The sequence below is a fragment of the Streptomyces bambusae genome (assembly GCF_019400985.1).
GTDB lineage: Bacteria > Actinomycetota > Actinomycetes > Streptomycetales > Streptomycetaceae > Streptomyces > Streptomyces bambusae_A.
Genome location: NZ_WTFF01000059.1, coordinates 22,230 through 28,869 on the forward strand (window position 1 = coordinate 22,230; position 6,640 = coordinate 28,869).

Sequence of the window (6,640 nt, forward strand, 5' to 3'; positions counted from 1 at the left end):
CCGGCGGGCCCGGTCCTGCGGAAGGCTCAGCCCTTCGAGAAGCTCAGCCCTTCGGGGCGGAGGCGGGGGACTTCCTCGCCTCCGCCGGGATCTGCCGGTCGGTCCGCAGGGCCTCCCACAGCAGCCCGGCCTGCGGCTGGGCCACGACCACCCGGTTGGGGTCGGCCTTGTCGTAGGCCACCGGCAGCATGATCGTCTCCATGGTGCTCGGGTCCACGCCCTTCATGCCCTGCGCGAAGTCGGCGAGCGCCGTGAGGGATCCGAGGTCGGAGTCCGTGGTCAGCGACTTGGTGGCGGCGTCGGCCAGCTTGTAGAGCCGCGCCGGGTTGCCGAGGGCGTCCTGCTTCTTGATCTCGCTGAGCATGGCCATCAGGAACTGCTGCTGGAGGCCTATCCGTCCGAGGTCGCTGCCGTCGCCGTAGCCGTACCGGGTGCGGACGAACTTCAGCGACTGCTCCCCGTCGAGACGGTGCGTGCCCGCCTCCAGCTTCAGCCCGCCCTTGGCGCCACTCATCGGCTTGTCGAGGGTGACGGTGACCCCGCCGAGGGCGTCGACCAGGCCCTTGAAGCCGGCGAAGTCCACCTCCACGAAGTGGTCCACGCGGATGCCGGACAGCTGTTCCACCGTCTTGACCACGCAGGCCGGACCCGCCAGCGAGTAGATCGAGTTGAACATGACGCGGTCGGCCGAGGACACCGCCTCGCCGTCCGCGTCCTTGCACTCGGGCCGGGTGACGAGGGTGTCGCGGGGGATGCTCACCGCGGTCGCCCTGGCGTGGCCCTCGGGTATGTGCACCAGCATGGCGGTGTCCGAGCGGGCGCCGCTGACGTTGCCGTGGTCGAGTTCGCCGTTGGCGCCGGCCCGCGAGTCGGAGCCGAGCACCAGGATGTTCTGGGCCCCCGCCACGACCTTCTTCGGCCGGTTGTCGCCGATCGCCTGGTCCAGGTCCACGCTGTCGATGTTGCTGTTGAGGTGGGAGTACGCCCACCAGCCCCCGCCCGCCGCCAGCAGGATCAGCACGGCCAGGACCAGCAGGGATATTCGCAGTACCCGCCGGCCGCGCCGGCGTTCGCCCCGCTCCGGCTGCTCCTGCTCGCCCTGCGCGGTCTCTCCGGTGTCCGTCATCAGCCCCGAATCCCTCATGAACACATGTTTGACGGAGAACTATAGGGGGCGGGGGCCGGTCCCCGCCGACGACCGGGACCAGCCGCCCGCCGCGCACCCGAAACGCACCCGGGAGCACCCGACGCGCATCCGGGACGCACCCGAGGCGCATCCGGAATGCCCCCGCCGAGCAGCCGGCATACACCTCGTGCACACAAGATCCACGCGGGACCCGCACCGTATCCACGCCGGGTCTGCACCGTATCCGCACCAGGTCCCCGGCCCGGCGGCCGGCCGGCACCTGTCACCGTTCACCCGCATGTGTGACTGCAATAAGGTGTCGGCTGAGCAGCACGGAAGACGACAAACGGAAGACGACAACAGGAGTGCAGGGTGGGGTGGGCGACGGAGCGGAGCGAGCGGGCCGCGGCACGGGGCCGCCGCAGGGCCGGCGCCGCCCCGGCCCCCCGCCGCTCCTCCCTCTCCCGCGTCCTGCACCTGCTGGCCCACCCCGGCGACGTCCTGGCCGCGACCGGCTCCGAGCTGTACCGGGCGATGGCCGAACCGGACCGGCCGGTCGCCGTGGTCCTCCTGACGGACGGTGAGCCGGGCGACCGCGACCGCCTGTTGCGCCGGCTGGGCCGGGACGGCGCCTGGCGCCGCAGGACCGAGGAACTGCCCGACGGCACGACCCTGGACGTGTTCGCGCTCGCCGACGCCCCCCGGATCGAGGTCTGCTTCACCTGGTCCGCCGAGCCCCCGCAGCCCGGCGCCCCGCCCGAACTGGTCGACCGGGCCGCCGCGTTGCTGGCCCACTTCGCCCCCGGCACCGTGTGCACCCTCGACCCCGACCCCGAACACACCGGCTGGAGCCCCAAGGGCGGGGCCGTCCGCCCGGACCACCCCGAACACGCCGCCGTCGCCCAGGCCGTGCTGGAGGCCGTGGCGCGGACGGCCGCCGACGGCGGCCGCCCGGTGGCCGTCGAATGCTTCCGCCCCGCCGGCCCCTGCGCGGCCGCCCAGGCCCCGGTGCCCGCCGTGCCCCGCTACCCGGGCCGGCGGATCTGGCTGACCCGGGGCACCGAGGGCCACCTCACGGCGTACGCGGCACTCGGCGGCCGGCTGGCCCGCTGGACCGAGCGCACGCCCGGCGGACCGGAGTGGGGCGAGCGCGAACTGCTCGACACCCCGCCCCTGCTGCCCGTGCTGTCCGTGGCCCAGGCACCCCTCGGCTGGGTCCACCTGGTCTCGCTGCGCCGCACCCCGCACGCCTCGGGCGGGGCCTGCGTCGAGGTCATGCACGCCGTGCAGTACCAGAGCGGCCGGCCGCTGGGGGAGTGGCGCTCGCTGGGCAACCCCAACGGCACCGGCCCCGACAAGGGCCGCGAGGTCGGCGTACCCGCCGTGGTGGTCGACGCCGAGGGAGCCGCCCACGTCTTCGCACGCAACTTCGGCCGCGGCGTCAGCTCCCGCTCCCAGCGCCCCGACGGCTCCTGGACGCCCTGGCGCGACCTCAAGGGCTCGCGCGTCCAGGACGGCCTGGCCGCGCTCCTCGACGACGAGGGCCGCCCCGAGCTGTTCGCCCCGTCCGCCGGCGGAGTGCTGCGCTGGCGGCGCGAGGGCCCCGGCGGCGACCTGCGCGAGGTGCCGGCGGACCGGATGCCGCTGCTGGCCGCCCCCGGCACGGCACTGGCCGCCCTCGCCTCCGGCCCCGGCCGCATCACCGTCTACGGATGCGACGCCCGTGACCGGATGCTGTACGCGTGCCGCACCGACGGCGCCGCAACGGCCGTCGGCACCACGGGCGGCGCCGGCGTGAGCGTGCTGCGGACCGCCATCGACGGCTACGACTGCACCGTGCTGCTCCAGCGTTCCCCCGAAGGGGTCACCGCCGTCGGCGCGTACCCCACCGAACAGGAGCACGCGGGCCTGTGGTGGGAGCGCACCGGAGGCACCGGCACCCGGGAGCCGGCGGCCGCGGCGGACGCGTTCGGCCGGCTTGTTGTCGCGTCCCTCGACGGGGAGGGCCGACTCGCCGTCACGCGCCAGGACTCCACCGTGCCCGGCCTCGCCCTGGGCGGGTGGATGACGCCCTAGACGCCCTAGCGGACGGTTGCGTTCTGCCATCATCTATTCTTCTCATCTTGCAGCGGTTGGTTCGGGACTCTGCAACACAGGAGTCCGGTGCGAGCACTGCAGGAAGGTTGAGCGTGGCAACCATGCCTGAGCAGGCAGTGCGGGCCCGGACGACGACCACACTGCCCCGGATCCGCGTCGGTGACACCGGCGACGAGGCCTACGTGCATCCGGCGGCCGCCCCGCTGGCCGCCCGGGAGTGGAACCGGGCCGCGGTCGCAGACCTGCTGGACCACCTGGGAATCCCCTCCTTCGCCGTGCCCGGACGCTCCGACCACGGCACCGTCGTCGCCGTCGCCGACGAGCACCGCACCCGCGTCCTCGAAGGCCTCGGCCAGTGGCTGGCCCGCAGCCCCGGCCATCTCACCTGGCTCCAGGAATCCCCCGTACGCACCCCGCGGCCGCGGCCCAGCACCGACCTGCGGGCCTGGCAGCCCCCGGCCGACGCCGTCGGCGTCCAGGTCAGCTGGTACCAGACCGATCCCGGCGGCCACCTGCTGCTCGGTCACGAGTACGGGTGCGCGGTCGAGTTCTGGACCCGGCAGGGCGACCGGCTGCTCGCCCCCCGCGCCAACCGCGGCCCCTGGTCCGTGGCCGCGTCCGGCCAGGACGTCTGGGGCGCCGCCCGCCTGTTCAGCCGCCTCGTCTCCGCCCACACCGCGCCGGAGCTGGCGCCCCCGCTGGCCACCCGCCCCGAGTTCCTGGTCCCGGGCGTCGAGGACATCGACTTCCCCGTGGACGCCGTCTACACCTGGGTGGACGGCAACGACCCGGCCTGGCAGGCTCGCAAGGCCGCGGCGAAGGGCGAGGTCTACCACGAGGAGTCCGCGAGCGACGCGCGCTTCCTCAGCCGGGACGAACTGCGCTACTCCATCCGCTCCCTCCACCTGTTCGCGCCCTGGATCCGCAACGTCTACGTCGTCACCGACGACCAGGTGCCCGCCTGGATGCGCACCGACGTGCCCGGCTTCCAGGTCGTCTCCCACCGCGAGATCTTCCGCGACCCGGCCGACCTGCCGACCTTCAACTCGCACTCCATCGAGAGCCAGCTGCACCACATCGACGGCCTCGCCGAGCACTTCCTCTACTTCAACGACGACATGTTCATCGGCCGCCCTGTCACCCCGCACGCCTTCTTCACCCCCGTCGGCACCGCCCGCTACTTCCCCTCGCCCAACCGCATTCCCCAGGGCCCGGTCGCCCCGACCGACACCCCCGTCGACGCCGCCTGCAAGAACAACCGCGCGCTGCTGCTGGAGCGCTTCGGCCGGGTCATCACCCAGCCCATGGAGCACATCCCCTACGCCCTGCGCCGCAGCGCCATGGCCGAGGCCGAGGCCGCCTTCCCCGAGGCCTGGGCGCGCACCGCGGCCAGCCGGTTCCGCGCCATGACCGACCTGTCGCCCACCTCGTCCTTCGCCCTCTACTACGCCGCCCTCACCGGCCGCGCCCAGCCCGGCTCCCTGCGCTTCGCCTACGTACGGCTGTCCAGCGGGGACCTGGCGGAGCGGCTGGAGAAGCTGCTCGACGGACGTAACCACGACTCCTTCTGCCTCAACGACACCTACTCCACCGCCGACGATCTCGAAGCCCAGCAGGAACTCCTCGACGGCTTCCTGGGCGCCTACTTCCCGACCCCCAGCCCCTGTGAACACACGGGAGAGGAGCGTGCGCCGTGGCCGACCCCGAGTCGATGAGCTCCGCCGCCGAGGTGTACGCCAAGCTGGTGCCGCTGCCCGTCCGCGTCGCCGCCCGCAAGGTGCCGCCGCAGATGCGGCACAAGGTCAGGAAGCGCCTGGACCGCACGCTCGCCTCCCGTGAGTCGCGGCTGCACCGGCGGGCCCTGAAGCGGGTCCGCGCGAGCGAGTTCAGCAACCTGCCCGAGGGCCGGGCCAAGGCCCGCGACGGGCGGGTCGGGCACGTCCACTCCGGCCTGACCGCCGACCTCGCCCGCCGCACCGACCTGGGCCTGGTCACCACCGCCCTGGACCTGGCCGGCATCCCCTGGTTCGCGGTGCCCGCCCTCGACGACCGCCGGATCGCCCTGGCGGTCCCGCAGGAACGCAAGCCCGACGTACGGCGGGTGCTGCGGGCCCTGCTGGAGGAGCAGACCGGGTACGTCGTCTCGGCCGTCCCCTCCAACGAGTCCACCGCCCGGATCCCCGGCAGCTACGTCAAGGCCTGGAAGCACTTCGCCAAGGCCCGGGTGATCCGGCTGGTGTGGCTGCGCACCGACCCGACCCGCACGCTGTGGGTCGGCGAGGGCCAGGGCGTGGAGATCGAGTTCTGGACCCCGAACACCGCGCTCGACCACCTCCGGCTGGTCGGCCCGCGCCCCAACCGGGTCCAGCGGGTGGTGCCCGCCGAGGGCGGCCGGGTCATCGAGATCCCCCACCAGCGGCTCACCGGCTACGCCGATGCCGACGCGGACGCCGAGCGGACCCTGACCCGCGAGCACTTCGACGTCCCGCGCATCGAGGAGATCGGCTACCCCGTCGACGCGGTCCTGCTGTGGCAGCACACCGAGCACTGGGCCGAGGAACTGCTGCGCGCCACCCTGCGGTCGCTGCACCAGTACGCGCCGTGGATCGACGTCGTGCACCTGGTCGCCTCCGCTCCGGTGCCGGCGTGGGTGCGCACCGGCGACCGGCTGCGCCTGGTGCCCGCCGGGGCGGGCGCCGACGCGGCGCTGCACCTGCTGCCGGACGCCGCCGCCCGCTTCCTGCTCTTCCGCCCCGGCGCGCTGCTGGGTCGGCCCGTCCGCCCCTTCGACTACTTCACCCCGATGGGCGGCACCCGGCCCCGGCGGACCGACTGGTCCGCCGCGGAGGCGGCGGCGCCGTGGACCTCGGCGGCCTTCGCGTACACCGGGAAGGCCGCGGTCCACGGCTACGCGCACGGCCCGCAGCCGTACACCGTCGAGGTGCTGGCCGCCCTCGGCGACAGCGGGGCGACCGCCGGGCCGTCGCCCGACCTCCAGTACGTGCCCGAACTCCCCGGCACCCACCCCGTGGACGGCGTGGTCCACCACGCGGCCCACGCCGTCGGCTACGCCGAACCCTCCGGCGAGGCCACCCTGGCCCTCCACGCCTCCACCCCGGGCCTGACCCGCTGGCTGGACCGCCTCCTGGCCCGCCGCGACGCCCAGCAGTTCCACCTGATGGGCCTGGGCGCGGCAGAAACCCCGAGCTGGGCACTGGCCGCGCACGGGGCGTACGCCGGGCCGGGCACGACGTACGACGGCCACGGGGGGCACGCCGGGCCGGGCACGGGGCACGACGGCCGTGGGGCCGGGCTCGCCGGGCCGGGCGGGGGACACGACGGCCGTGGGGCCGGGCCTGTCTCTTTTACACCTCTGACGCTGCCGTCGCACTTAGTGGTGTATCAGAGGACGGTGCG

The 6,640-nt window shown here is 74.2% G+C and carries 4 protein-coding genes; 3 read left to right on the forward strand and 1 reads right to left on the reverse strand.

Annotated elements, in window-relative coordinates; genetic code table 11:
- Nucleotides 1-43 precede the first annotated feature (43 nt).
- Complete coding sequence (locus GPJ59_RS11385; RefSeq protein WP_219666752.1) at nucleotides 44-1,126, reverse strand: LCP family protein; 1,083 nt, start codon at nucleotides 1,124-1,126, stop codon at nucleotides 44-46.
- 372 nt (nucleotides 1,127-1,498) lie between these two features.
- Between GPJ59_RS11385 and GPJ59_RS11390 the strand changes: the two genes are divergently transcribed.
- The 3 genes from GPJ59_RS11390 to GPJ59_RS11400 form a co-directional block, all read left to right on the forward strand.
- Nucleotides 1,499-3,202: a PIG-L family deacetylase gene (locus GPJ59_RS11390; RefSeq protein ID WP_219666757.1), complete on the forward strand. Its 1,704-nt coding sequence runs from the start codon at nucleotides 1,499-1,501 to the stop codon at nucleotides 3,200-3,202.
- Between the two features lie 122 nt (nucleotides 3,203-3,324).
- A complete protein-coding gene (locus GPJ59_RS11395) occupies nucleotides 3,325-4,938 on the forward strand; it encodes a stealth family protein (protein ID WP_219666759.1) in 1,614 nt (537 codons plus the stop codon).
- The coding region (locus GPJ59_RS11400; RefSeq protein WP_219666765.1) for a hypothetical protein at nucleotides 4,917-6,640 on the forward strand (1,724 nt) is incomplete at its 3' end. The genes GPJ59_RS11395 and GPJ59_RS11400, both read left to right, overlap by 22 nt.

What these genes read in the sequence shown, in the direction of transcription:
- GPJ59_RS11385 (WP_219666752.1), bottom strand. Translation starts at nt 1,126, where the DNA reads ATGACGGACACCGGAGAGACCGCGCAGGGCGAGCAGGAGCAGCCGGAG.
- GPJ59_RS11395 (WP_219666759.1), top strand. Translation starts at nt 3,325, where the DNA reads ATGCCTGAGCAGGCAGTGCGGGCCCGGACGACGACCACACTGCCCCGG.